The sequence below is a fragment of the Mesorhizobium sp. BR1-1-13 genome (assembly GCF_020165515.1).
Taxonomy (GTDB): Bacteria; Pseudomonadota; Alphaproteobacteria; order Rhizobiales; family Rhizobiaceae; genus Mesorhizobium.
The window spans coordinates 93,241-116,954 of record NZ_JAIUIH010000014.1 but is presented as its reverse complement, the minus strand read 5'-3'; the positions used below and the strand labels follow the sequence as shown (position 1 = coordinate 116,954).

The window sequence follows — 23,714 nt, the reverse complement described above, 5'->3', positions numbered from 1 at the left end:
CAATATGCTTTTTCTCGACTCTGCCTCGATTTCATGCCAATTCCCGCGCCATGGCACTCGACATCAAGATCTGCGGCTTGAAGACCGACCAGGCGATGGCCGCGGCGCTGGCCGGCGGCGCCAGCCATGTCGGCTTCATCTTCTTTGCCAAGAGCCCGCGTTACGTCGAACCGGCTGAAGCCGGGCGGCTGCGCGAAGCCGCCCGCGGCAAGGCTTTGGCGGTTGCCGTTACCGTCGACGCCAATGATGCGTTCCTGGACGAGATCATCGACCGCATGCGCCCGGACATGCTGCAGCTCCATGGTTCGGAAACGCCTGAGCGCGTGGCCGAATTGAAAGCCCGCTATGGCCTGCCGGTCATGAAGGCGCTGCCGCTCAGCGAAGCCGCCGATCTCGAGCGCATCAAACCGTTTGTCGGGGTCGCGGACCGGTTCCTGTTCGACGCCAAGCCGCCGAAGGGCTCCGAGCTGCCGGGCGGCAATGGCGTTGCGTTCGACTGGCGCATCCTGGCTGGCCTTGACGCCGGGCTCGATTACATGCTTTCCGGTGGGCTCAACGCCGCCAATATCGGCGATGCCCTTCGGCTTGCCAGCCCGCCCGGAATTGATATTTCCTCCGGCGTGGAAAGCGCACCGGGCGTCAAGGATCCGGCGCTGATCGAGCAGTTTTTCCGGGCCGTCAAGGCAGCGCGAGACGACCGCGCCGCCTGACCGGCTCAAACCCGAGCATGTCCCGAAAAGTGGAAAACGGTTTTCGACAGGACATGCTTAAGAAAATCGAGATGCCAGGAGATCGGCGATGAACAAGCCGGCGACACTCAATTCCTTCCGCACCGGACCCGACGAACAGGGCATGTTCGGCATTTTCGGCGGTCGGTTCGTCGCCGAAACGCTGATGCCGCTGATCCTCGACCTCGAACGGCACTGGAACGAGGTCAAGAACGATCCGGATTTCAGAGCCGAGCTCACCGATCTTTCGACCCATTATGCGGGGCGGCCGTCGAAACTCTATTTCGCCGAAGGCCTGACGAAACATCTTCGTGAAGTTTCCTCGGCGAAGGGCCTCGGGGGCGGCGCAAAGGTTTATTTCAAGCGCGAGGACCTGAACCACACCGGTTCGCACAAGATCAACAATTGCCTCGGCCAGATCCTGCTGGCCAAGCGCATGGGCAAGACGCGCATCATCGCCGAAACCGGGGCCGGCCAGCATGGCGTGGCGTCGGCCACCGTCGCTGCCCGTTTCGGCTTTCCCTGCGTCGTCTATATGGGCGCCACCGACGTTGCCCGTCAAAGCCCCAATGTGTTCCGCATGAAGCTGCTCGGCGCCGAAGTGCGGCCGGTGACCGCTGGCCACGGCACGCTGAAGGACGCCATGAACGAAGCCCTTCGTGATTGGGTGACCAATGTCGAGGACACTTATTACCTGATTGGTACCGCCGCCGGCCCGCACCCCTATCCGGAGCTGGTGCGGGACTTCCAGTCGGTGATCGGTTCGGAGGCGCGCGCGCAGATTCTCGAACAGGAAGGCCGGCTGCCCGACACCATCATCGCCGCCGTCGGCGGCGGCTCCAACGCCATCGGCCTGTTCCATCCGTTCCTCGACGACAAGGATGTCCGTATCATCGGCATCGAGGCTGGCGGGCGTGGCCTCGACGGCATCGAGCACTGCGCCTCGATGAACGCCGGCGCGCCGGGCGTGCTGCACGGCAACCGCACCTATCTCCTGCAAAATGCCGACGGCCAGATCATGGACGGCCATTCGATCTCGGCCGGCCTGGACTATCCCGGCGTCGGGCCGGAGCATTCCTGGCTGCGCGATTCTGGCCGCGTCGAATATGTGCCGATCCTCGACGACGAGGCGCTGGAAGCCTTCAAGCTGACGACGCGTGTCGAAGGCATCATCCCGGCGCTCGAATCGGCGCACGCCATCGCGCATGCGGTGAAGATCGTGCCCGCCATGGACAAGGACCAGATCGTCATCGTCAACCTGTCCGGCCGCGGCGACAAGGACGTGCATACGGTAGCCTCGATGCTGGGGATGGAGATCTGATCATGACGACCCGCATCGACCGCCGCATGGCGAAGCTGAAGACAGAAGGCCGCCCGGCACTCGTCACCTATTTCATGGGCGGCGACCCGGACTATCAGACCTCCCTGTCGATCATGAAGGCGCTGCCAACGGCCGGCGCGGACATTATCGAACTCGGCATGCCGTTCTCCGATCCGATGGCCGATGGCCCGGCGATCCAGGCCGCGGGCTTGCGGGCGCTGAAAGGCGGCCAGACGCTGGTCAAGACGCTGAAGATGGCGGCTGACTTCCGCACCGGCGACAATGAGACGCCGATCGTTCTGATGGGCTACTACAACCCGATCTACATCTACGGCATCGACCGCTTTCTCAAGGACGCATTGGCCAGCGGCATCGACGGGCTGATCGTCGTCGACCTGCCGCCGGAGATGGACGAGGAGTTGTGCGTCCCGGCGCTGAAAGCCGGCATCAACTTCATCCGGCTGGCAACGCCGACCACCGACGACAAGCGCCTGCCCAAGGTGCTGCAGAACACGTCCGGCTTCGTCTATTACGTGTCCATGACCGGCATCACCGGTTCCGCGCTGGCCGACACCGGCAAAGTGGCTGCGGCGGTCAAGCGCATCAAGGGCCATACCGATCTGCCGGTCTGCGTCGGCTTCGGCGTCAAGACCGCCGAACAGGCGCGCGTCATCGGCGCCAATGCCGACGGTGTCGTCGTCGGCACCGCGATCGTCAATGCGGTCGCCAATGTGCTGGGGCCGAAGGGTGAAAAGACCGCCGACCCGGCCGAGGCCGTCGCCACGCTTGTCAGCGGCCTCGCGCAGGGCGTGCGCTCGGCCCGCCTTGCTGCCGCCGAATAGTTTTCCTACCTCAGGTCTTGTGCACGTCGCCATCCCGGGCGGCATGCGCTGGATCGGTTTGCCTTTTCACGGAAACGCCGAGCCGCTCTATCTTTTTGTTTTACCGCAATTCCGGACGGAAAACCGGTTCACACTTTTCCTGGAATTGCTCTAACTCTTCGTCAGGACAGGAGCCGAAGCGATGAACTGGATCACCAACTACGTTCGCCCGAAGATCAATTCGATGCTCGGCCGGCGCACCGACATGCCCGAGAACCTGTGGATCAAGGATCCCGAGACCGGGGAGATGGTGTTCCACAAGGATCTGGAATCCAACCAGTTCGTCATCCCGTCTTCGGGCCATCACATGAAGATCTCGGCCAAGGAGCGGCTGAAATACTTCCTCGACGACGGCAAATACGAGCAGCTCGAAAATCCCAAGGTCATGCTGGACCCGCTGAAGTTCCGCGACGAGAAGCGCTACACCGACCGCTTGAAGGACGCCAAGGCCAAGACCGGCCTGGAAGATGCCATCGTCAACGCGCTGGGCACAGTAGAAGGCCTGCCGGTGGTGGTGACGGTGCAGGATTTCGCCTTCATGGGCGGTTCGCTCGGCATGGCCGCGGGCGACGCCATCGTTCATGCCTTCGAGGTGGCCGTGCAGCGCAAGCGGCCGCTGATCCTGTTTGCCGCTTCCGGCGGCGCGCGCATGCAGGAAGGCATCCTGTCGCTCATGCAATTGCCCCGCACCACGGTCGGCGTCGACCGGCTGAAGGAAGCCGGCCTTCCCTACATCGTCGTGCTGACCAATCCGACCACCGGCGGCGTCACTGCCTCCTACGCCATGCTGGGCGACGTGCACATCGCCGAACCAGGCGCGCTGATCGGCTTCGCCGGACCGCGCGTCATCGAGCAGACCATCCGGGAAAAACTGCCGGACGGCTTCCAGCGCTCCGAATATCTGATGGAGCACGGCATGGTCGACATGGTGGTGTCGCGACTGGAGATGCGCCAGACCATCGCGCGGCTCTTGAAGATGCTGCTCAAGATGCCGGAAGAGCACAAGCCCCTGGAACCGGAAATCCTGCCGCCGGCGGTGGTCGCGACGGAAACACGGCCGCAGGCCTGACGCGACACTCTTTGCCGCGAACCGCGATTGCGCGCGATCTACCGCGCGCTTAGGACTCTTACATGACCACGCTTGCCGCCGACCGTGAAATCGAAGCGCTGATGGCGCTTCACCCGAAAGGCTTCGACCTTTCGCTCGACCGCATTTCACGGCTGCTGGAGCGGCTGGGCAATCCTCAGGCCTTGCTGCCGCCGGTGATCCATATCGCCGGCACCAACGGCAAGGGCTCCTGCGCCGCCTTTTCGCGGGCGCTTCTGGAAGCGTCCGGCCGGCTCGTGCACGTGCACACCTCGCCGCATCTGGTCAGTTGGCACGAGCGCTACCGGCTGGCGGCTGATGGCGGCGGCAGGCTGGTCGAGGACGATATCTTCGCCGAGGCCATCGCCCGCGTCGCCAAGGCCAATGGCGGCGAGAAGATCACCGTTTTCGAGATCCTCACCGCCGTCACCTTCATCCTGTTTTCGGAGCATCCGGCCGATGCCGCCATCATCGAGGTCGGTCTCGGCGGCCGCTTCGACGCCACCAATGTCATCGCCAGGCCGGCTGTCTCGGTGATCATGCCGGTGTCGATGGACCACGAAGCCTATCTCGGCGACCGCGTCGAACTGATCGCCGCCGAGAAGGCCGGCATCATCAAGCGCGGCTGCCCGGTGGTCATCGGGGCGCAGGAAACCGAGGCGGCGCAGCAGGTGCTGATCGAAACCGCCGAGCGGCTCGGCTGTCCGACCCTGGTCTATGGACAGGATTTCCTAGCCTTCGAGGAGAACGGCCGCATGGTCTATCAGGACGATGACGGCTTGATGGATCTGCCGCCGCCGCGGCTGCCCGGGCGCCACCAGTTCGCCAATGCGGCCGCCGCGATCGCCGCCGTCAAGGCAGCCGGCTTCGAGATCAGCCACCGTGCCGCCGAGAAGGCGATGACCACTGTCGCCTGGCCGGGGCGGATGCAGAAGCTGTCGCAAGGCAGGCTGACGGAACTGGCGCCCAAGGGCGCCGACATCTGGCTCGACGGCGGCCACAATCCGGGCGCCGGCGTGGTCGTCGCCGAGGCGCTCGCCGAACAGGAAGAGAAGAACCCCAGGCCGCTTTTTCTCATCTCCGGTATGATCAACACCAAGGACCAGAGCGGCTATTTCCGCGCCTTCAATGGCCTCGCCCGGCACGTCTATACGGTGCCGGTGAGCCTGAGTGACGCCAGCGTGCCGAACGACGAACTGGCGGCCCGCGCCACGGAGGCCGGGCTGACGGCCGAGCCGGTGAGTTCCGTCGCCAGCGCGCTGATGTTGCTGCGCGACACCTGGGACGGCCCGCCGCCGCGCATCCTGATCGGCGGCTCGCTCTATCTGGCCGGCGCGGTATTGGCGGAGAACGGCACACCCCCGACGTGACGCATCCAGTACCTGCGCCCGGAAAGACCGATCATTTCAGCTCGATCTCGATGAAGGCATATTCGCCCTCATTGGCGCTGATGACGTCGTGCTCGACGCCTTCCCTGCGGAAATAGGGCGCGCCTTTCTTCATTTCGGCGAAGGATTCGCCGTCCTTGGTCAGAAGCTTCACCTTGCCGTCCATCAACGGCACGACCACACAGTCGTGGCCATGGCGATGCCAGCCGGTATTGTCGCCCGGCTGGAAGCGGTATTCCGTGACGATGACGCGCTCGTTGTCGATGAAGACGGTGGCCTTGGCGGATCCGGTCATTTTTTCTCTCCCTGCTTCTGCTGTCAGCAGAAAACATCGAGGCTCCGCATGTCAGGGCCAGAGCGGGCGACCGATGACGCCAACAAAAAGCCCGGCGCGATTGGCCGGGCTTGATGTCAGGAATTTTGAATGGATCAGGCGAGATTGCCGTTGATCCAGTGCGACAGCGCGGTCTTGGGCGCGGCGCCGACCTTAACATCGGCTCTTTCGCCGCCCTTGAAGATCATCAGCGTCGGGATCGAGCGCACGCCGAATTCCGCTGCGAGTTCGGGATTCTCGTCGATGTTGAGCTTGGCGATCTTCACCTTGCTGCCGAGTTCATTGGCGATGTCTTCCAGCGCCGGCGCGATCATCTTGCAGGGACCGCACCATTCCGCCCAGAAATCCACCACGACCGGCTCCTTGGCGTCGAGTACAGCGGTCTGGAAATTGTTCTTGTCGACCTTGACGGTAGCCATGCGGAAGTCCTTTCGAAATTTTTCGTCGCACCAAATGTGGTGGTTGCCGCGCCCTTCTTCAAGCAGTTCTTGTGTCACGCTCGCGTGAGTCGGGCAAGTGCGTCATCCATGGCCCGAGCCGGCAGCTCGATCAGCCGTGGCGCCTCCGTGAACAGCAAGGCCGCCGTGACTTCGCGGCCGGGATAGAGCGGCCGCAGCAAGGCGCGATAGAGCGCGAGCTGCAGCAGATAGGCGGGCGGAACCTCGCCCAGCGAGGCGGGTGCCGGACGGTTGGTCTTGTAGTCGACGATGAATACGCGGTCCGGCGTCACCGCCAACCTGTCGATCTTGCCGGAAATCGAGCGTTTCGTGCCCTTGACGTCGAGGCTGCCCATGACCGCCACTTCGGCGCGCGAAGAAGGTGCGAAAAGCGGCGCGAAGCGCTGGTCGGCAAGGATCGCCATCACCGAGGCGACGGCCTTTTCGCGCTCTCCACCCGGCCATTGCGCGCCGGCGCGGGCGAGATAAATTTCGGCCGCGCCCTGGCGTTCGTCTTGCGCCACGCCGGGCAGCATCTGCAGCAGCTTGTGCAGCGCCAGGCCTCGCATGACGGCGAAGCCGGGTTCGGCGTCGCCATCCAGCACCGGCGAGCCGGTGTCGATGACGCTTTCCTTGCCCTCGTCGATCAGGGCCGAGGCTCCGGATGGCGACAGCGGGCGCGGCAGGTCCTCGTATGGCGGCAGCGGCCTGAACAAGGTTTCGGGCGGCGGCCCGAAGTCCCGCGTCTGCCTGGCCTCGCTTTCGGCGACCGGCGCAAAGGGCGGCAGTCCGGTCACCTGGAAGCGATGCACTGAAACGCCGCCGGCCGGATGCAGGTACTCGGCGCTCTCCGGCGCCCCGACCAGAGCACGGCTGACAAGCGAATGCCAGGTGCCGGCGTTCGGCGCGCGCTTGCCGTGATAGCCGCAGACGATCAGCCTGTCCTCGGCCCGGGTCATGCCGACATAGAGCAGCCGCCGGTACTCGTCATCGGCGAGATCGCGCGCCCTGGCCGCGGCAGCCTTCGAAATGCCGTTGGCGACGTCGCTGGCCGAGCGCCAGAGAAAGCCCTTGCCGCTCCAGTTCAGCCCCGAACCCTCGAACGGCATCAGGCGCGGCAGGTGCTGATCGCTGAACGGAGCCGAACCGCCATCGACCAGGAAGACGACAGGCGCTTCGAGCCCCTTGGCTGCATGCACGGTCATGACGCGGACCTCGTCGCGGGTCTGGTCCATCTCGCGCTTGATTTCTGGGCCGGCGCTCTCCAGCGTCGACAGGAAGGCTTCCAGCCCGGGCAGGCCGGTCCGCTCCTCGGCAAGGCAGAAACTCAGGAATTCGTCGAGAATGTCGCCGGCTTCCGGCCCGAGCCGCGCAACCATCTTGCGGCGCACACCACCGCGTGCCAGCAAGCCGGCATAGAATTCGAACACCGGCTTGAAGACGGCCTCGTTGGCCCAGATGTCGAGTTGAGCGGCGACCGCCGCGAGCGCTTCGCTTTGGCTGGCATGCTGGCGCAGGGACGCGGCCAGCGACAGGCCGGACGGTCTTTGCGCGGCCAGTGTGAAAAGCGTCTCTTCCGACAGATCGAAGATCGGGCTCCGCAGCACGGCGGCGAGCGACAGATCGTCCTGCGGCTGGATCAGGAAATGGCCGAGCGCGATCAGGTCCTTGACCGCGATGTGGCCGGGCAGGCTCAAGCGGTCGGCGCCGGCGACCGGAATGTCGCGACGCTTCAAGGCACGCGTCAGCGCATGGACGAAGCGATCGCGCTTGCGCACCAGCACCAGCACGTCGCCAGGGCGCAGCCTCTTGCCGCGGCCTTCGATGACCTCGCCATTGCCGATCCAGCCGGCAATGGTGGCGGCGACGTTTTCGGCAACCCGAACCGCCGGCGCGCGGGCATGGTCGACTGCCTGCGTCCAGTCGTCCGGCTCGTCGACGACGTCGGCGCCGATGGATGGCCAGACCTCGACATAGCCCGGCGCATCGGTGCGTATCGCCTTGTGGCTCAGCGGGTCGGGGTCATGGCTGATGCCACGCCGCACGACCGGATCGGCGAAGACACGGTCGACGGCGGCCAGAACATCGTCGGTCGAGCGGAACGACCAGGTGAGCTTCAGATCGGCGAAGGGCGCATCGGCGTCGCGCACCTTGCTTGCAAACAGGAGCCTGCTGTCGGCGAAGGAATCCGGCGCCGCGCCCTGGAAGGAATAGATCGACTGTTTTTCGTCGCCGACAGCGAAGATCGTCCGATGCGCGGTGTCGCGGGCGCCGATGCCGGCGAAGAATTCCTCGGCCAGCCGCTTCACCACCTCCCATTGGTCGGGGCTGGTGTCCTGCGCCTCGTCGAGCAGGATGTGGTCGATGCCCTGGTCGAGCTTGTACTGCACCCACGGGCCGGCATCGGGCCTGGCCAGGAGACTGACGGTGCGGGTGATCAGGTCGTTGAAGTCGAGGAACCCGCGGCCACGCTTCAACTGCTCGTAGCGGGCGATCAGCCAGTCGGCCAGCGTCAGCGCGGCGCGCGTGCCCTCCAGCATCCGGAACAGGGCGAGCCGGTCGACCGTCTCGACGATTGCGGCGGTCGCCGAGAGATAGCGCTCCGCCAGGTCCGGCAGCCGGTCGAGCAGCGCCTTTTTGAAGGCCTTGGCTGGATCGTAGACGTCGCCGTCGGCCTTCAGGAAAGCCCGCGAAAGCAGTTGCAGGCGCCGCACGGGGTCGGTTTCCGCGAAAGCCAGGCGCGCATGAGGCAAGATGTTGTTGAGCACCGTCCTGGCGTCGGCGGCTTCCGCCGCCTGGGCGAAGCCGGCAAAATAATCCGGCAGGAAGCCGGGCAGCGGCCAGATGGCGGCCGCTATGCCTTCGGCGGTCTGGCCGGGGCGGAATTGGAATTCGTCGAACAGCGTCTGGAAGTTCGGGCCGCCTCGATCGATTTCACCGATGAAGGCGCCCAGTTCGTCGCGCTTGCGGACGATCTCGGCGAGCAGGGCGTCGAGCCCTGCCTCGCCACCGCGCTCGAGCACGGCGGCGAAGGCATCGGCGAGGTCCGGCCGATCCGCCGCGCTGCCCGAAATCATCTCACGGCGCGCGGCGGCGAACAACGAGGCCTCCATCTGCGGGTCGAGCATCTCGAAATGCGCGGGGATGTTGGCTTCCAGCGGGAACTGGTGCAGCACCGATTCGCAGAAGGCATGGATGGTCTGGATCTTCAGCCCGCCGGGCGTTTCCAGCGCCTCGGCAAACAGGCGGCGGGCGCGGCGCATGGTTTCGCGGTCGGGCCGGCGGCCATCGAGCGCCTCCACCCTCACCGCCAGCTCGGCATCGCCGAGCGCGGTCCATTCCGACAGGGTCGAGAACACCCGGTTCGACATATTGGCGGCGGCGGCACGCGTATAGGTCAGGCACAGTATCTTCGACGGGTCGGTGCCGCGCAGCAGGAGCCGGATGACGCGCTGGGCCAGCACATGGGTCTTGCCGGACCCGGCATTGGCCGACACCCAGGCGGAATTCCGCGGATCCGAGGCGCTGGCCTGCCTGGAGGCGGTTTCACCGGGGATGGGATAGGCCTTCTTCATGCCTCCCCTCCCTCCTCATCCGCATCGCCGCCCGCCGACCATTCGAGCACGCGGGCGAGATGGTCGTAGTCGCCGTCGGTCTCGCCTTCGCGGAACGGCAGTGCCCGCGACAGGTAGCCGGCCGCCGGATCGGCATAGTGGATGAGCAATTTCTCCAGCCGCGCCCAGGCCTCCTCGGCGAGGTCCGTGGCGGTGCGCGGCTGCCGGTTGTATTCGAGAATCGATTCCTCGAAGACCTCGCCATTCGGCTTCAGCCTGACGAAGGCCAATTGCGAGGGCTCGCGCGCGCCGAGTTCCTGGAAAGCGCCGCGCCTGAGCAACGCGCCCTCCAGCGCCAGTTGCGGCGACAGCAGCGTGTGCGCCTGCGCCTTGGAAGGCGAAGAGCCGGTCTTGTAGTCCAATATGTCGGCCATGCCGCCCTGGAGAAGATCGACCCGGTCGGCATAGCCCGACAGGGTGATCCCGGATTGGCCGACCATGGTCTTGCCCGCTCGCGCCTCGGCGTGGCGCCGGGCCACGGCCCCAGCGCGGCCGCGTTCCCATTCGATGATGCTCGCGGCGAGCTTTTCGAAACGCGGCCACCAGACCGCCTCTACATCGGCGGGAAGTGCTGCCTCGGCAAAGCAGGTCCGGCCGGCGGCGAGCAGGCCGGCCAGCGCATCGGGAGCACGCGGATCGGCCACGCTGCCCGAGAACAGATGCAGGATGGCATGGAACAGCGTGCCGCGCTCGGCCGCACCCGGGTCGCGGATCACCGGGTCGAGCGGCAGCAGGCCGAGGATGCGCCTGGCATAGATGGCGTAGGGATCGCGACGCAGCGTCTCGATCTCGGTGACAGAGAAATGGGTTGGACGCAGCGCGACCGGCGGCTTCGGCTGCGGGCGCGGCGCGAAGTCCCGCCGCGGGCTGGTATCGAGCGCGCGCGCCCAGGCGATGAGTTCCTCGCCACGTTCGGCAAGCCTGGCTGCCTGGTCCTTCCCGATATAAGTGAGCATGCGCTGCAGCCAGCGCGAGGGCACGGCGGGCGCGTCGCCGGCGCGTGCGGAGCGCGACAGCACCACCTTCGCCGCCCCCATGGCCATCTGGAAATCATGTGCGGCAAGCCCAATGCGCCGTTCGGGCGGCTCCAGGTCGATGCCGGTCTTCATCAGCCGCGACATGAAACGGTCGCTTTCGGGTTTGCGCGGCCACACGCCTTCGTTCATGCCGCCGATGACCAGCGTGTCGACATTCTGCAACCGGGCTTCCAGCGCCCCCCAGATGGCAATGTTCCTGTCTGTGCCTTGCGCCGGCTTGACCGTCTCGGGCGCGATCAGCGCCGCCATGACGTCTGGCCATTCGTCGGCAGCAAACGACAGCGGCACCGACGCCGCGACCAGTCTACGCAACAGGTCGGCCAGTTTCTCGCCGGCATCGCCAGCATAGAGTGCGCCGAGCCCGCCATAGGTCGCACGGCCGAGATTTTCCAGCACCACGACGCTGGCCCCGACGAGCGCCACAAGACCGGCGTCGGCCCGACCGCGAAAGGCGGCAAGCGGCGCCACGGCTTCCACCAGCCGCCGCAGCAGATCGCGCGCGTCCTCGATAGCGCGCACGGTCAGCCGGGCAAACCAGAAAGGCCGCCTGCTGTCGCCGCCGAGGTCAACCAGGCGGGCTTCGAACAGGTCCGGCAGCGACGCGATGTCGGGGCGGCCGGTGCCGCCGCGCAGCGCCACCAGCTCGATCAGTTCCGCCGCATGGCGAACGCTCGTCCGGTCCAGGCCAAGGGCAAGCAGGGGATGCTTGAGCAGCGACAACAGGCCGACCGGGTCACCGGGACGGAACACCGCCTGCAACGCCAGCCCGAGCAGGCCGGCGGCGGGCGTGTTGGAAAGCGGCACACCGCCTGAATCGTCGGCGACGACGCCGAAGCGCCCGAGTTCGACCGAGACGCGGCGCGCCAGCGCACGGTCACCGGTAACGAGGGCCGCTCTTTGGCCGGGCTGCTCGACCGCGCGCTTGAGCGCGACGGCGATCGCCACGGCCTCATCGCGTTCGCTGGCCGCTTCCAGCAGGCTCACGCCGGCGAAGGCCTGCTCGATGTCGAAGACGGAAAAGCCGCTGCGCGTCTCGGCCCACAATTCGGTGGTCTCGGCCGGCCGCAGCGCTTCGCCGACGAGGGCGGCGCGAAGCGCGAGTTCATGTCCGGCCGCGCCGATCTCCTCGACATCGCCCCGCAGCACACCCATGGTGCCGATCAGCTTGGCGAGGCCGTATTGCGGATGGCCGAGCACGGCCGGACGTGCGCCCGGCGCCGTGATGGCCTGGAAGGACGGCTCATCCATCGTCCGGTCGAGGCCTGGCAGCACGATGGCGCCGCCCGCCAAACGGGCGATGGCGGCCAGCAGCTCTGCCGTGGCGGGGATGGAGCCGGTGGAACCGGCGGCGATAACCGGCCCGGCGGGCGGATTGCGCCGCAACCGCGCCGCTTCCAGCCGGATCAGGGCGCTGCGATGCGCGGCCGGGTTGGAGAGGTTCCGTTCCCCAAGGAATTTCGGCCAAGCGTCGGTGACGATGCCAAGGAAATCGAGCGTGACCTGCCACCATCCCGCGAGATTGCCGCTCACCAGATCGGCGAGCCGCGTCCAGTCCGTGCCTTCCGTCTCGATCTCATCCATAAGCCGGGCGAGGTCGCGCGCCAGCCAGATCGCATCGGCGGCGGAGGCCGGAATGACGATCTCCTCGTCGAAAAGCGCCGCCACATGCGCCGGCAGCCGGCGTTTCCAGGCACGCACCAGCGGCGCCAGCAGCAACAGGCGTTCGGTTGCCGCGATCGGCGGCGCGAGGTCGATGGCGGCCGACGCTTCCGTCTCGAACGCGGCCTCGTCCTCATCGAACTCGCCGAGCGGTCGGATGACCGGCAGAATCGCCGAACCGCCGCCGCCTCTCGCCGCAAGACTGTCGACGAAGACGCCACGCAAGGCGCGCGCGGCGCGGCGCGTCGGCACATAGATGATGACATCGGCCAAGGCGAGCGGGTCGCCATCGAAGCGGAAGCCCGGAACAAGACGCCCGGCCAGCAGCGCCTCGGCAAGCGTCGGCAGAAACGGCGCACCGGGGGGAATGGAGAAAACGCGGCCCGGGCCGCTCATTGCGACTCGGCTAGCGCGTCGGCGACCGCCGCTTCCGCGCTCGCAATGGCGTCGGGGGTGCCGACGGTGATCCAATGGCCGTGCATTGGCATGCCGAACAGCCGGCCGGCGGCGATCGCCTTGTCGAAGTAGGCGTTAAGCGAATGCGGTTCCGGCAAGGCACCCTTGAAGATGCGCGGATGGGCGATCGCCGCGCCGGCATAGATCAGGCCCGCCGGATCGCCCTTGGAACGCCGCAGGGTGCCGTCCGGCGCGACCAGGAAATCGGTGCTGCCGCAGTGTCCGGTCGCCTGATGGAGATCCGCCAGCATCAGCAGAATATCCATTTTCGCGGCATCCCATGCAAGGGCGAGGCGATTGAGATTGAGCGTCCCGTGGTCGATCCAGAAAGTGTCGGCGTTGAGGATGTAGAAGGGCTGTTGGCCGAGCTCCGGCAGCGCCTTGACGATACCGCCGGCGGAATCGAGCAACCGCTCGCTCTCGTCCGAAATGACGATCCGTGGCGCATGGCGCGCGCCGAGATGGGCGACGATCTGTTCGGGAAGATAGTGCACGTTGACGACCGCCCTATCGATGCCGGCCGCGACAAGGCTGTCGAGACCCCAGTCGAGCAGCGTCTTGCCGGCGATCCTGACCAGCGGCTTGGGGATCGTGTCGGTGATCGGCCGCATGCGCTTGCCGAGCCCTGCGGCGAGCACGATCGCAGTTTTGGGCACGCTCGCTGTGTCCGGTATCGTTGTCACGGCGTTTGCTCCTCCAGCAGACCGTGAGCGGTATAGAACTCGCGAAGGCCGGCCAAGGCAGGATGAGACAGCGCCCGGCGCAGATAGTCGCGGATACGCGGCAGGTGTTTCAGATAATAGGGCTTGCCGTCGCGTTTTTCGAGCCGGACGAAGATGCCGAGGATCTTGGAATTGCGCTGCGCCGCCATGATCGCATAGGCCTCGAGGAACGCCGCCTCGTCAAATGGGCCGGCCGCGTGGCGGGCGGCGACATAGGCATCGAGCGTGCGTTTCTCGATGCCTGGCGGGATGGTGACGCGCGCGTCCATGGCCAGAGAGGCGACGTCGTAAGCGGCGGGGCCGATCAGCGCGTCCTGGATATCGACGATGCCGAGCCGGTCATGGCCGGAGCGCTCAGCGCGCCAGATGATGTTCGGCGAATGAAAGTCACGCAGCATCAGCGTGTATTGGCTGTCCGCGAGCCGGTCGAGAACCCCGTTCCACTCCTTGTGGTAGCCGACGCGCAAGGCATCGCCCGCCGGCGCGCCCGTCAGCATCGGCACGTACCAATCGACCAGCAGGTCCGCCTCGATCAGCATGGCGTCGCGATCGAAGGGCGGCACATCGTGAAACACGCCGGGCGCGGCCTCCATCCGGTGGGGCCAGGTCTTGTCATGCATCATGGCGAGCAGTTCGGCCGCCGCTTCATAACGCCCAGCGACCGGCCTGCCATGCCCGTCCAGGAACCCTTCGGAGCCCAGATGTTCGAGCAGCAGGAATCCCTGGTCGAGATCCTGCGCATGGATTTTGGGGACGCTGACCCCGGCGGCGAGCAGCGCGCGGTCGATGGCGGCGAAGGCGGACACCGACTGGGCGGTGTGAGCGATGACGCCATAGGGCTTGCCGTCGCGCACCGGGGGACCCAGCACCAGCCGCGGCGAGTTCATCAGCACCCTCGCGGCATGGCCTGGAAGCGAGACAATTTCGTAGGAGCGCGCAGAGGCATCGCCGATGAAATGGCGGCGGCTGGCCTCGCCCCATCCAGCGCTTTCGAGGAAATCGCGCATGGCGAGCGAGCGCGCCACGCGATCGTAGGCAGCGCCCTGCCCGGACAGTCTCGCCAATCGGCCATCGCCATGCTGGACCAATTCGATCAGCACGGCGGTCCCAGGCAAATAACCCTCGGCCCGTTCCGGCCACTCGACAAGGGCCGCGCCTTGCGCCAACGCCTCGTCGAAGCCCAGTTCATCGAGCTCGGCTGCCGAGGACAGGCGGTAGAGGTCGAAATGATGGACCGGGATGCGCGTGTCGTAGCTTTGCACCAGGGTAAAGGTCGGGCTCGGCACGTCGAGGCCGGCATCGTCGGCCAAGGCCCTGATCAGCGCCCGCGCCAGCGTCGATTTGCCGGCGCCGAGATCGCCCTTCAGCGCCAGGACATCGCCAGCGCGCAACGCCAGCGCCAGATCCTCACCCAGCCGCGCCGTCTGTGTTTCGTCGGCGAGTAAACGCTCGAGCATCAATGCGGCCATCGAGTGCGCTACTCGGCCGCGGCGCGGATGCCCGGCATGTCGGGAAAGGTGCAGATGACGGTCGTGCCCTTGTCCTTGCCGGTTTCGATGCGGACGCTGCCGCCATGCAGCTCGACGAAGCTCTTGACGATCGAGAGGCCGAGCCCGGCGCCGCGCCGACGGCCGCCATTGGCGCGCGGCTCGAAGCGGCGGAACACTGAATCAAGCACGTCGGGCGGCATGCCGGGTCCATCGTCGTGGACCGAGAATTCCACACCGTCCGCCAACTGACGGCAGGCGAGCCGGATGGCGCTGGCCTCCGGCGCGTAGTTGGCGGCGTTGCTGAGCAGGTTATAGAGGATCTGGCGGATGCGGATTTCGTCGCCGTGGAAGGTCTTCGGCGCCGCCGCGGCATCAACCTCAAGCCTGATTGAATGCTCTTCCAGCCGGTCGGCAACCAGCTCGGCGGCGGCGGCGATGGTGCGGTCGACATGGACCTCGGAAATGTCGAGCTGCATGATGCCGGCATCGACCGTGGCTAAGTCGAGTATGTCGTTGACGATGGTCAAAAGCACCGAGGACGACGAGCCGACATGCTCGACATATTCGCGCTGCTTCTGCGTCAGCGGACCGGTGGCCGGCAGCGACAGCAGTTCGGTGAATCCGATGATGTTGGTCAGCGGCGAGCGCAGTTCGTAGGACACGTGCTGGACGAATTCGTTCTTGAGCTGGTCGGATTTCTCCAGCGCCTCGTTCTTGTCCTTGAGCGCGCGTTCGACACGGACGCTGTCGGTGACGTCGACGAAGGTCATCATCACCTGCCCGTTGGGCAGGGGGATCACGGCGTAGCGCAGCACGGTGCCGCTGTTGAGCTCGGTCTGCCCGTGGCGGTCGCGGCGCTCGTCGTCGAAGCCGGTGATGGCGGCGACGAAGCCGCCCCACGGGCTGTCGATCGCTTGCCGGTCGCAAAGCTCACGGATTGCGGAAACATGGACATTGGGCCTGGCGGTTTCGGCGTCCAGGCCCCACAAAGTAGCAAATGCCGGGTTCGACAGGCGCAGCCTGCCGTCGGGGCCGAACACCGCCACGCCTTCGGCGAGGTTGTCGAGTGTCTCGCCCTGGACCCGCACCGCGGTGCGGTAGCGGCTTTCGAGGTCCATCTTCTCGGTCAGGTTCTCGAACACCCAGGTGACGCCGCCCTTGGGCTGCGGGTTGGCGACGACGCGGATGGTCTTGCCGTCGGGCAGGTGCCACCAATGCTCCTGCGATTCCACCGCGCGGTAGGCGCCGAGCAGGCCTTCCTTCCAGCGGCGCCACTCGGGCTGCTCGGCGATCTTGCCCTCGCTGCGCAGCCGATCCAGCAGCAAAGCGTTATCGGGCGCGCTGTGCAGGAAGCCTGCATCGAGGCCCCAGAGCTTCTGGAAAGCCTGGTTGAAGAAGCGCAGCTTCTCGTCGGTGTCGAAGATCGCGACCGCCGTGTTGAGCTGGTCGAGGGTGTCGGCGTGGCTGCGCACGGTGCGCTCATATTCGCTGCGGATGGTTTCGATTGCGCTGGTGTCGCAGGCAAGTCCCGCCGAACCGTCGACGCCGGCGAAATCGGTCACCGCGAAAACGCGGCGGTCGCCTTCGATCACCGTGGAAAGCGTCTGTTCGAAGACAGGATGGGACTTGTGCTGGGCAGCGATCGCTTCGCGCGCCTGGCCGCCGAGGAATTCCTTGGCGTCGCGGACAGCCATCTCCGCGCTTTCGGCCTCGACCGCTTCGGCATAGGCCCGGTTCACCCATCTCAGGCGGCCGTCCTCGCCGCGCAGCCATGCCGGCATCTTCAGCGCCTCGAGCAGGCCGATCATCGTATCGTGGTCGGCGGCCAGCCGCTGGTTCTCGATCTTCAGCCGGGCCTGACTGCGTTGCGTCTCGGAAAGGGAAACGAACCGCACAAGCACATGCGCCGCACTCTTGCGGCCATGCACTTCCAGCGGAGCGCCGGTCTGCGTTTCGATGACGAGGTCGAAGGACACGGCCTTTTCGCGCAGCCCCGCGACGGCATGCTCGAGTGCCGCCGCCGAGCGCGGCATCAGCCAACGGCCGAAGGCAAGGAAGGCGGCCCGCTCCTCGGGCGCGCCGCTTTCGACCGGCAGCGTGCCGATGATCTCGGGTTTCTTGTTCTCCGAGGCCCAGACGACGACACGCTGGTCGCGCAGGTTGAGCAGTGCCTCCGAACGGCGCAGCGCCGCGTTGATGTCCGCGATGCGGCTCCTGAGCTCGACATTTTCGGCTGAGGTACGCGCTCTCTCCCGGATCAGAACGATGGCCGACAGGAATGCCGCTCCCATCACTCCGACAAAGACGGCAAGCTGCACGACCTCGACCGTGCTCACCGATAGGCTGGCGGCCTCCGCACCAGCAGCCCGGGCGTGGGCCACCGTGCCTGCCAAAGGCCAGCCAAGTGCGGAGCCGGCAAGGAACAGCCCGGCGCGCGCGCGCAATGAAAGGCGCTCGCCTCGCGTGGCGGTGCCGGTAATCCTCGAATCGTCATGGCCGCCGGAAACGGCCCGTCCCGCGTGAAGCGGGTTATCCCCCGGCATGTCTTGGTCCTCTTCGCCGCCTGAATGCAAGACCGCCCTGATGCGTACGCCGGTCCTCGTCCCCGGACCGCGAATCACAACAATAGCGCCTGCTGGAATCGGCGTGAAGAATCATTCGTCGCAAAAATAAAGCCGGGCGAAAAGTCAATCGCCCGGCGTCAATATCTGGTAGTAAATTCAGCTTTGGTTAATAGCGGTAGTGTTCCGGCTTGAACGGACCTTGCGGGGTCACGCCGATATAGGCTGCCTGTTCGCCCGACAGTTCGGTCAGGCGGGCGCCGAGCTTGTCGAGATGCAGGCGCGCGACCTTCTCGTCGAGATGCTTGGGCAGCACGTAGACCTGGTTCTGGTACTGCTCGCCCTTGGTGAACAGCTCGATCTGCGCCAGCACCTGGTTGGTGAAGGACGCCGACATGACGAAGCTCGGATGGCCTGTGGCGTTGCCGAGGTTGAGCAGGCGGCCTTCCGACAGCAAGATCATGCGCTTGCCATCGGGGAAGGTGATCATGTCGACCTGAGGCTTGACGTTGGTCCATTTCAGGTTGCGCAGCGATGCCACCTGGATCTCGTTGTCGAAGTGACCGATGTTGCCGACGATCACCATGTCCTTCATCGAACGCATGTGGTCGAGGGTGACGACATCCTTGTTGCCGGTGGTGGTGATGACGATGTCGGCGGTGGGTGCGGCATCTTCGAGCGTGACGACCTCGAAGCCGTCCATCGCCGCCTGCAGGGCGCAGATCGGATCGACCTCGGTTACCTTGACGCGGGCGCCAGCGCCCTTCAGCGAGGCGGACGAGCCCTTGCCAACGTCGCCATAGCCGCAGACGACGGCGACCTTGCCGGCCATCATGGTGTCGGTGCCGCGGCGGATGCCGTCGACCAGCGATTCCTTGCAGCCATATTTATTGTCGAATTTCGACTTTGTGACCGAGTCGTTGACGTTGATGGCCGGGAAAGGCAGCAAGCCCTTCTTCTGTAGCTGGTAGAGCCTGTTGACGCCGGTGGTCGTCTCTTCGGTGACGCCCCGGATCGCTTCCTTCTGCTTGGTGAAGAAGCCGGGCGAAGCCTTCATGCGCTTCTTGACCTGGGCATAGAAATATTCCTCCTCCTCGCTGTGCGGATTGGACAGCACGTCCTCGCCGGCCTCGGCGCGCGCGCCGATCAGGATGTACATGGTGGCGTCGCCGCCATCATCGAGGATCATGTTGGAGGTGCCGCCATCGGCCCACTGGAAAATCCTGTCGGTGTAGTCCCAGTACTGCTCCAGAGTCTCGCCTTTGACGGCGAAGACCGGGATGCCGGCCTCGGCGATGGCCGCGGCCGCATGGTCCTGGGTCGAGAAGATGTTGCAGGAAGCCCAACGTATATCGGCCCCGAGCGCCTTCAGCGTCTCGATCAGCACCGCGGTCTGGATGGTCATGTGCAGCGAGCCGGTGATGCGCGCGCCCTTGAGCGGCTTCTTGGAGCCGAATTCCTCGCGGCAGGCCATCAGGCCCGGCATTTCGGTTTCGGCGATCTCGATTTCCTTGCGGCCCCAGCCGGCAAGCGAGATGTCGGCGACCACATAGTCCTTGCTACCCGTCATGGCAGTGCTCCGATGCGAATTGTTACGCTGTTGAATTGGTTGCGGATGCGCCCGCGCCGGCAGGCGCGTCGAAGGGCGCGAATTGCCCGCCTGACTAGCAGATCGGCGTCAACACGACAATGGGATATAAAGAAATCTTTATCCCTGCATGTCTTTCGCATGGAGGTAAGGGATCAGCATTCCTCGCCGAAGCGGGACGCCACCAGCTGTTCCAGCGCATTCATGACCTCAAGCGCTTCGGGACCGCTGGCGGTCACGCGAATCGAATAGCCCGGACTTGCCGCCAGCATCATCAGGCCCATGATCGAGGTGCCGCCGACCTTGACGCCGTCCTTCTCGACATGGACCGACGCGTTGTAGCCGCTGGCGAGCTGCACGAACTTGGCCGAGGCGCGCGCGTGCAGGCCGCGCTGGTTGACGATCGGAAATTCCCTAGTGATCGGATCTTCGGCGATCTGGTCCTTTTCCGACGACATCGTGCTCATTTGCTGCTCAGGAGCTGGCTGGCGACATTGATGTATTTGCGCCCCGCCGCCTGCGCCTCGTCGAGGGCCGCCGCCATGTTGTCGCCCTTGCGGATCGAGGAGAGTTTGATCAGCATCGGCAAGTTCATGCCGGCGATGACTTCGGTGCGGCCGGACTCCATCACGGAAATGGCAAGGTTCGAAGGCGTGCCGCCGAACATGTCGGTCAGCACGATGACGCCCGCCCCGGTGTCGACACGGGCAACGGCGTCGACGATGTCGCGCCGGCGTTGCTCCATATCGTCGTCGGCACCGATCGCCACGGTTTCGAAATTGTCTTGTGGCCCGACGACATGTTCCACGGCATGTCGGAACTCGGTGGCCAGTTGACCGTGCGTTACAAGCACGAGTCCGATCATTCTTTGGTGGCTCCCGTCATCGCCGCTTCACAGGCGCATTTTATGCTCGCCAGCCATTCCAGGCGGCGGGAGCGCTATCTTGTCGACGCGCGGCTCGTTGACAAGCCCAAAATTGCGCCGGCCCATGCCATTTTGACGCATTGCAGCAAAAAACCGCGGGCACATCATAGAAAAGGCGCGATCGACAGCCGCGCCATCACGGCGGGCAAGGCAGCGGCAATGTTGCGCTCCGCAAGGTCGACGCGCGGCACTGGGCAGCCCGCGACCGGCTCGCTGATTTCCTCTTGAAAGCGAGCCATTTCTGTCTTCGCCACCAGCCGCACATGCAGGTCGATCACGCCGCCCGACTCGAATGGCAGCGGGCGCGGCATGAACCCTGGCACCTCGGCGAGACCGGCGATGGTCGCTGGCACGCGGCAGACCAGCCGCCCGGCGTGGGCCGAGGCAAGCAGCCTGTCGTCGCCGATCAGCCGCGAGAACAGGCCGCGCGCCTGGCAATGGTCCAGGAGTGTCAGCGCAAGCGTCGTCTTGCCGGCGCCGGACGGCCCGGTGATAAGGACGCCGCGATCGCCGATCAGGATCGCGGTTCCGTGGATGTTTTCAGGCTGCATGACCGGACCGGGCCATGCCCCCGTTAGCCCCGGGCTTGTCCCGAGGATCTGCCGGCCTTTCGATTGTTTTCACACCACGGTCTCGTTGCGCGGCAGATCCTCGGGACAAGCCCGAGGATGACGACCGTAAAGCTGCGATATCCGGCATCATGCTTTTTAGCACGATTTGATCCGAAAATCGGTTCCCACTTTCGGGATCATGCTTCGGCCGGCAGCGTAACGACGAAGCGGGCGCCCTTGATCTCGCCTGGCTTGGTGCCGGGGATGTTCTCGGCGGTCAGCGTGCCGCCATGGGCCTCGACGATCTGCCTGGATATCGACAGGCCAAGGCCCGAATTTTGGCCGAACGCCTCGCCGGCGGGCCGGTCGGTGTAGAAGCGCTCGAAGATGCGGTCGATGTTGTCGGCGCGGATGCCGGGACCATTGTCGTCGATGGTGAGGATGTTGAACTTGCCGGTGCGCGCCAGCGACAGGATGATGTGGCCGCGCTCCTCTGGCACGAAGGAGCGGGCGTTCTCGATCAGGTTGGTGATGACCTGGCCGATGCGCAGGTCGTGGCCGACGACGAAATAGCCCTTGACGCCCTGCGGCAGCTTGGCGACCCTGAGCTCGATCTCGACCGCCTTCTTGTTGCGCGTCGTTTCACGCGAGACGGCGACGAGATCGGTTATGAACTTCTTCAGGTCCACGGTCCCCGCGTCATCCCGCGCCAGCTCGGCGTCGAGACGGGAGGCGTCCGAAATGTCGGTGATGAGGCGGTCCAGCCGCCTGACGTCGTGCTGGATGATCTCCATCAAACGGCTGCGCGAATTGTCGTTCTTGGCGAGCGGCAAGGTTTCCACCGCGCTGCGCAGCGAGGTCAGCGGGTTCTTCAATTCATGGGAAACATCGGCGGCGAAGCTCTCGATCGCCTCGATGCGGGCATAGAGCGCGTTGGTCATGTCGCGCACGGCGATCGACAGATTGCCGATCTCGTCCTGCCGGTCGGAGAAATCAGGGATTTCCTCGCGGCTCTTGACGCCGCGCCGTACCCGCACGGCCGCCGCAGACAGCCGGCGCAGCGGATTGGCGATGGTGGAGGCCAGAAGCATCGACAGGATGGCGGTGACGAGCGCCGCGATGCCAAAGACGCGCAGGATCGCCTTGCGTTCGGCGGCGACGATCTTGTCGATGTCGCCGCCTTCGGTCGACAGCATCAACACGCCGAGAACGGCGCGGAAGCGCTGGATCGGCACCGCGACGGAAACGATCTGCTCGCCCTGTTCGCTGATCCGGACGATGGTCGACGGGCTGCCGGTCAAGGCCTTGACCACTTCCGGGAAGGCGGCGCCATTGCCGCCCGGCTGCTCGTGATAGACCGGCAGATCGGTGTTGCGGAAGAAGTCGAAGATGAACTTCTGGATGCGTTCGACAAGGTCGGGCTCTTCCTCGTCGACCGGCGGCAGATCGTAGCGAAGGATCTGGCCGCGCGAATAGAGATGGCGCGAATCGAGCAGCAAATTGGCGTCGCGGTCGTAGATGCGGGCGCGGGTGCGGGTCGGCGAGATCAGCCGGCGCAGCACCGGGGCGACGCGTTCAGGATTGATCGGGAAATCCAGATTGTCGAGCTGGTCCGAGCCCGGGCCCAGGCTTTCGCCGGCCTGCAGCTCAAGCAGCTTTTCCGGATCGATGCTGATCGAATCGGTCTCGACCGTCGCCGAGGCGGCGATCGCGCCAGCGATGATCTCGCCCTGGGTCATCAGGCTTTCGACGCGGGCGTCGATCAGCCCGTCGCGGAAGGTGTTGAGATAGAGGATGCCGGTGACCAGGACTGCGAGGCCGGCGAGATTGAGGAAGAGGATACGCCGCGTCAGGCTGGAAAAGATGTGATGGCCGAGGAAGCGGCGCATGGGCACGGTGAGCTTCGACAGGAACGCGGGCATGATCCGCGCCGGCCGCCTTGCAACGCCCGCCGATCTGCTCCGCTGTGCTTCCACTGCCATCGAACAGCAGTTCCCTGCTTAGTAATTAGTGAGTAGCGGGTAGCGAATAGAGAAATGGTTGGCTGAGATCGCGGCGATGCACGGGTGGCCGCTCGCACCATTCAAAACTGACTACCGACTATTCTCTATTGTCTACTGCCTATTCACGCCTCGCGGAACCGGTATCCGACTCCGTAAAGGGTTTCGATCATCTCGAAGTCGTCGTCGACGGCCTTGAACTTCTTGCGCAGCCGCTTGATGTGGCTGTCGATGGTACGGTCGTCAACATAGACCTGCTCATCATAAGCCGAATCCATCAGCGCATCACGACTTTTTACGACGCCAGGGCGCTGTGCCAGCGAATGCAGGATCAGGAATTCGGTGACGGTGAGCGTCACCGGTTCGCCCTTCCAGGTGCAGGTGTGGCGTTCCTGGTCCATAACGAGCTGGCCGCGCTCGAGCGAGCGCGCCTGCTGGCTGGGCGCTTTTGCCGCGGCCTCACGGGCGCTGGCACGGCGCAACACCGCGCGCACACGCTCGACCAGCAGACGCTGCGAGAAGGGTTTGCGGATGAAGTCGTCGGCGCCCATCTTGAGGCCGAACAACTCATCGATCTCGTCGTCCTTGGAGGTCAGGAAGATGACCGGCAGGTCGGACTTCTGGCGCATCCGGCGCAAGAGTTCCATGCCGTCCATGCGCGGCATCTTGATGTCGAGGATGGCGAGATTCGGCGGGCGCGCCGCCAGGCCTTCCAGCGCCGACGCACCATCCGTGTAGGTTTCGACGCGATAGCCTTCCGATTCGAGGGCGATCGACACCGAGGTCAGAATGTTGCGGTCGTCATCGACAAGCGCGATTGTTGCCATTTCAAGCGGCTCCCTCATGAGCTGTCCCTTCTTTCGTAGAGAAGGGGCTTTTGCAGGACAAATTAGGTACAAAATGTGGCATAGGCCTTCACCGCTGTCACGCGCGGC

18 protein-coding genes are annotated in these 23,714 nt (G+C 65.2%); 5 read left to right on the top strand and 13 right to left on the bottom strand.

What is annotated here, in order from left to right; translation table 11 throughout:
- Window positions 1-50: 50 nt before the first annotated feature.
- From LB533_RS26190 to LB533_RS26170, 5 genes are all read left to right on the top strand, one after another.
- Window positions 51-710, top strand: a complete 660-nt coding sequence (locus tag LB533_RS26190; protein WP_224678542.1) for a phosphoribosylanthranilate isomerase — start codon at window positions 51-53, stop codon at window positions 708-710.
- Window positions 711-798: 88 nt separating this feature from the next.
- Window positions 799-2,049, top strand: coding sequence for a tryptophan synthase subunit beta (trpB, locus tag LB533_RS26185; protein WP_140643801.1), 1,251 nt, complete (start codon window positions 799-801; stop codon window positions 2,047-2,049).
- A gap of 2 nt (window positions 2,050-2,051) precedes the next feature.
- Complete coding sequence (trpA, locus tag LB533_RS26180; protein ID WP_224678541.1) at window positions 2,052-2,891, top strand: tryptophan synthase subunit alpha; 840 nt, start codon at window positions 2,052-2,054, stop codon at window positions 2,889-2,891.
- A 181-nt stretch (window positions 2,892-3,072) separates the two neighbouring features.
- Window positions 3,073-3,999, top strand: coding sequence for an acetyl-CoA carboxylase, carboxyltransferase subunit beta (gene accD / locus LB533_RS26175; RefSeq protein WP_224678540.1), 927 nt, complete (start codon window positions 3,073-3,075; stop codon window positions 3,997-3,999).
- 62 nt (window positions 4,000-4,061) lie between these two features.
- Complete coding sequence (locus LB533_RS26170; protein ID WP_224678539.1) at window positions 4,062-5,387, top strand: bifunctional folylpolyglutamate synthase/dihydrofolate synthase; 1,326 nt, start codon at window positions 4,062-4,064, stop codon at window positions 5,385-5,387.
- Between the two features lie 31 nt (window positions 5,388-5,418).
- Here LB533_RS26170 and LB533_RS26165 read toward each other — a convergent pair whose 3' ends face one another.
- The 13 genes from LB533_RS26165 to LB533_RS26105 form a co-directional block, all read right to left on the bottom strand.
- Window positions 5,419-5,700, bottom strand: a complete 282-nt coding sequence (locus LB533_RS26165; RefSeq protein WP_224678538.1) for a cupin — start codon at window positions 5,698-5,700, stop codon at window positions 5,419-5,421.
- A gap of 134 nt (window positions 5,701-5,834) precedes the next feature.
- Window positions 5,835-6,194, bottom strand: coding sequence for a thioredoxin (gene trxA / locus LB533_RS26160; protein WP_404928036.1), 360 nt, complete (start codon window positions 6,192-6,194; stop codon window positions 5,835-5,837).
- A 38-nt stretch (window positions 6,195-6,232) separates the two neighbouring features.
- Window positions 6,233-9,751 (bottom strand): double-strand break repair helicase AddA, encoded by a 3,519-nt coding sequence (gene addA, locus LB533_RS26155; RefSeq protein ID WP_224678537.1) that lies wholly within the window; start codon window positions 9,749-9,751, stop codon window positions 6,233-6,235.
- The gene (gene addB, locus LB533_RS26150; protein ID WP_224678536.1) at window positions 9,748-12,882 is read right to left on the bottom strand and encodes a double-strand break repair protein AddB; all 3,135 of its coding nucleotides are present in this window, start codon (window positions 12,880-12,882) and stop codon (window positions 9,748-9,750) included. Before addB ends, addA begins: the two co-directional genes overlap by 4 nt.
- Window positions 12,879-13,625, bottom strand: a complete 747-nt coding sequence (locus tag LB533_RS26145; RefSeq protein ID WP_318012508.1) for a nucleotidyltransferase family protein — start codon at window positions 13,623-13,625, stop codon at window positions 12,879-12,881. Before LB533_RS26145 ends, addB begins: the two co-directional genes overlap by 4 nt.
- Entirely contained in the window at window positions 13,622-15,133 is a 1,512-nt protein-coding gene (gene tsaE, locus LB533_RS26140) for a tRNA (adenosine(37)-N6)-threonylcarbamoyltransferase complex ATPase subunit type 1 TsaE (RefSeq protein ID WP_224678535.1), read from the bottom strand. Before tsaE ends, LB533_RS26145 begins: the two co-directional genes overlap by 4 nt.
- An 8-nt stretch (window positions 15,134-15,141) precedes the next feature.
- Window positions 15,142-17,697, bottom strand: coding sequence for a sensor histidine kinase (locus LB533_RS26135; RefSeq protein WP_140643815.1), 2,556 nt, complete (start codon window positions 17,695-17,697; stop codon window positions 15,142-15,144).
- 187 nt (window positions 17,698-17,884) lie between these two features.
- Window positions 17,885-19,285, bottom strand: a complete 1,401-nt coding sequence (ahcY, locus tag LB533_RS26130; RefSeq protein ID WP_140517752.1) for an adenosylhomocysteinase — start codon at window positions 19,283-19,285, stop codon at window positions 17,885-17,887.
- A gap of 173 nt (window positions 19,286-19,458) precedes the next feature.
- The gene (locus LB533_RS26125) at window positions 19,459-19,770 is read right to left on the bottom strand and encodes an HPr family phosphocarrier protein (RefSeq protein WP_224678534.1); all 312 of its coding nucleotides are present in this window, start codon (window positions 19,768-19,770) and stop codon (window positions 19,459-19,461) included.
- On the bottom strand, window positions 19,767-20,168 hold the full coding sequence (locus tag LB533_RS26120; protein ID WP_010912939.1) for a PTS sugar transporter subunit IIA: 402 nt from the start codon (window positions 20,166-20,168) through the stop codon (window positions 19,767-19,769). The genes LB533_RS26125 and LB533_RS26120 overlap by 4 nt, the downstream gene beginning before the upstream one ends.
- A gap of 164 nt (window positions 20,169-20,332) precedes the next feature.
- Complete coding sequence (locus LB533_RS26115) at window positions 20,333-20,779, bottom strand: HPr kinase/phosphorylase (protein WP_224678533.1); 447 nt, start codon at window positions 20,777-20,779, stop codon at window positions 20,333-20,335.
- 197 nt (window positions 20,780-20,976) lie between these two features.
- Complete coding sequence (locus LB533_RS26110; RefSeq protein WP_318012507.1) at window positions 20,977-22,761, bottom strand: sensor histidine kinase; 1,785 nt, start codon at window positions 22,759-22,761, stop codon at window positions 20,977-20,979.
- Window positions 22,762-22,904: 143 nt separating this feature from the next.
- Window positions 22,905-23,606 (bottom strand): response regulator transcription factor, encoded by a 702-nt coding sequence (locus tag LB533_RS26105; protein WP_010912942.1) that lies wholly within the window; start codon window positions 23,604-23,606, stop codon window positions 22,905-22,907.
- Between the last annotated feature and the right edge of the window lie 108 nt (window positions 23,607-23,714).

What these genes read in the sequence shown, in the direction of transcription:
- LB533_RS26190 (WP_224678542.1), top strand. Translation starts at nt 51, where the DNA reads ATGGCACTCGACATCAAGATCTGCGGCTTGAAGACCGACCAGGCGATG.
- trpB (WP_140643801.1), top strand. Translation starts at nt 799, where the DNA reads ATGAACAAGCCGGCGACACTCAATTCCTTCCGCACCGGACCCGACGAA.
- trpA (WP_224678541.1), top strand. Translation starts at nt 2,052, where the DNA reads ATGACGACCCGCATCGACCGCCGCATGGCGAAGCTGAAGACAGAAGGC.
- accD (WP_224678540.1), top strand. Translation starts at nt 3,073, where the DNA reads ATGAACTGGATCACCAACTACGTTCGCCCGAAGATCAATTCGATGCTC.
- LB533_RS26170 (WP_224678539.1), top strand. Translation starts at nt 4,062, where the DNA reads ATGACCACGCTTGCCGCCGACCGTGAAATCGAAGCGCTGATGGCGCTT.
- LB533_RS26165 (WP_224678538.1), bottom strand. Translation starts at nt 5,700, where the DNA reads ATGACCGGATCCGCCAAGGCCACCGTCTTCATCGACAACGAGCGCGTC.
- addA (WP_224678537.1), bottom strand. Translation starts at nt 9,751, where the DNA reads ATGAAGAAGGCCTATCCCATCCCCGGTGAAACCGCCTCCAGGCAGGCC.
- addB (WP_224678536.1), bottom strand. Translation starts at nt 12,882, where the DNA reads ATGAGCGGCCCGGGCCGCGTTTTCTCCATTCCCCCCGGTGCGCCGTTT.
- tsaE (WP_224678535.1), bottom strand. Translation starts at nt 15,133, where the DNA reads ATGGCCGCATTGATGCTCGAGCGTTTACTCGCCGACGAAACACAGACG.
- LB533_RS26135 (WP_140643815.1), bottom strand. Translation starts at nt 17,697, where the DNA reads ATGCCGGGGGATAACCCGCTTCACGCGGGACGGGCCGTTTCCGGCGGC.
- ahcY (WP_140517752.1), bottom strand. Translation starts at nt 19,285, where the DNA reads ATGACGGGTAGCAAGGACTATGTGGTCGCCGACATCTCGCTTGCCGGC.
- LB533_RS26125 (WP_224678534.1), bottom strand. Translation starts at nt 19,770, where the DNA reads ATGAGCACGATGTCGTCGGAAAAGGACCAGATCGCCGAAGATCCGATC.
- LB533_RS26120 (WP_010912939.1), bottom strand. Translation starts at nt 20,168, where the DNA reads ATGATCGGACTCGTGCTTGTAACGCACGGTCAACTGGCCACCGAGTTC.
- LB533_RS26115 (WP_224678533.1), bottom strand. Translation starts at nt 20,779, where the DNA reads ATGCAGCCTGAAAACATCCACGGAACCGCGATCCTGATCGGCGATCGC.
- LB533_RS26110 (WP_318012507.1), bottom strand. Translation starts at nt 22,761, where the DNA reads ATGGCAGTGGAAGCACAGCGGAGCAGATCGGCGGGCGTTGCAAGGCGG.
- LB533_RS26105 (WP_010912942.1), bottom strand. Translation starts at nt 23,606, where the DNA reads ATGGCAACAATCGCGCTTGTCGATGACGACCGCAACATTCTGACCTCG.